Raw genomic sequence first — 1,234 nt, 5'->3', positions numbered from 1 at the left:
TGGCACCCTCAAGTGATCAACGCACCACCCACGGATGATCATGTGATCGTGGAGGCACAGGTGCGTGACTACGGGTTTTCGCCAGCTCAACAGGATGAGGTCTGGAGACGCTGGCGAGAGGGGCAGTCGTTCAGCTTGATCGGGCGGGCGCTCGGGGCACCGATGCAGAGCGCCCGTCGGTTCCTGCACCAGAGTGGCGGCGTCCGCCTCACCCCGCAGCAGCGATCAGAGCGACATCTGAGCGGCAGCGAGCGCGAAGAGATATCCCGCGGCATCGCCGCCGGGGAATCTGCCCGGCAGCTGGCCAGGCGGCTGGGCCGATCACCTTCGACCGTCTCCCGTGAAATCGCCCGCAACGGCGGACGGGACCGCTACCGTGCCGCGTCCGCCGATGCGGCAGCCTACGCACGCGGGCGCCGACCCAAGCAGGCCAAGCTCGCCCAACGACCGGCTCTGCGCGCCTTGGTGGAGGCGAAGCTGGCTCTGTGCTGGTCTCCTGATCAGATTGCAGGGTGGCTGCGCCGCCAGTTCCCTGGTGACATCGCCATGCAGATCTCGCACGAAGGGATCTACCTCTCGCTCTACGACCCCCGTCGCCGCCAGGCAATCGACCGCAGCCTCACTCAGCGCCTGCGATCAGCCCGGCCCATGCGCCGCCCGAAGATCGCCCGCCGGCCTACCGGGCGGGGCATCATCCGCGGCATGGTGCCCATCACCGCGCGCCCCGCCGAGGTCGAGGACCGGAAGGTCCCAGGTCATTGGGAGGGCGACCTCGTGATGGGCACCCGGCCCTCGGCAGTCGCCACGCTCGTCGAACGCACCAGCCGCTACACGACCATCGTCGCGCTTCCGGACGGCATCAAGGCCGAGCAAGTCACCCCGCACCTCACTAGGAGCCTTCTCGGCATCCCGCCCCACCTGCGGCGAACGCTCACCTGGGACCGCGGCCGGGAGATCGCCGAGCACCAGGCCATCACCACCGAGACCAGGATGCCGATCTACCTCTGCAAGCCGCGCAGCCCATGGCAGCGCGGCACCAACGAGAACACCAACCGGCTGCTTCGGCAGTACCTCCCCAAGGGCGCCGACCTCCGCACGTTCAGCCAGGCCGACCTGGACGCCATCGCTCACGAACTCAACCACCGTCCGCGCAAGACCCACGGCTACCGCACTCCGGCAGAGGTCTACGCTGACCTCCTGAACAGCAGTGATGCGCTGACCGCTTGAGCTCGCC

1 protein-coding gene is annotated in these 1,234 nt (G+C 68.3%); it reads left to right on the top strand.

Annotated features, from left to right (window positions below; genetic code table 11):
- Window positions 1-1,227: IS30 family transposase (locus tag ACGFT1_RS35710; protein WP_373913148.1), on the top strand; the 1,227-nt coding region annotated here is incomplete at its 5' end.
- Window positions 1,228-1,234: the final 7 nt, after the last annotated feature.

This window comes from Streptomyces sp. Y20 (assembly GCF_043195475.1).
In the GTDB taxonomy this organism is placed as follows: Bacteria; Actinomycetota; Actinomycetes; order Streptomycetales; family Streptomycetaceae; genus Streptomyces.
Note: the sequence above shows the minus strand (reverse complement) of the source record. Positions and strands in the feature narration are given on the sequence as shown.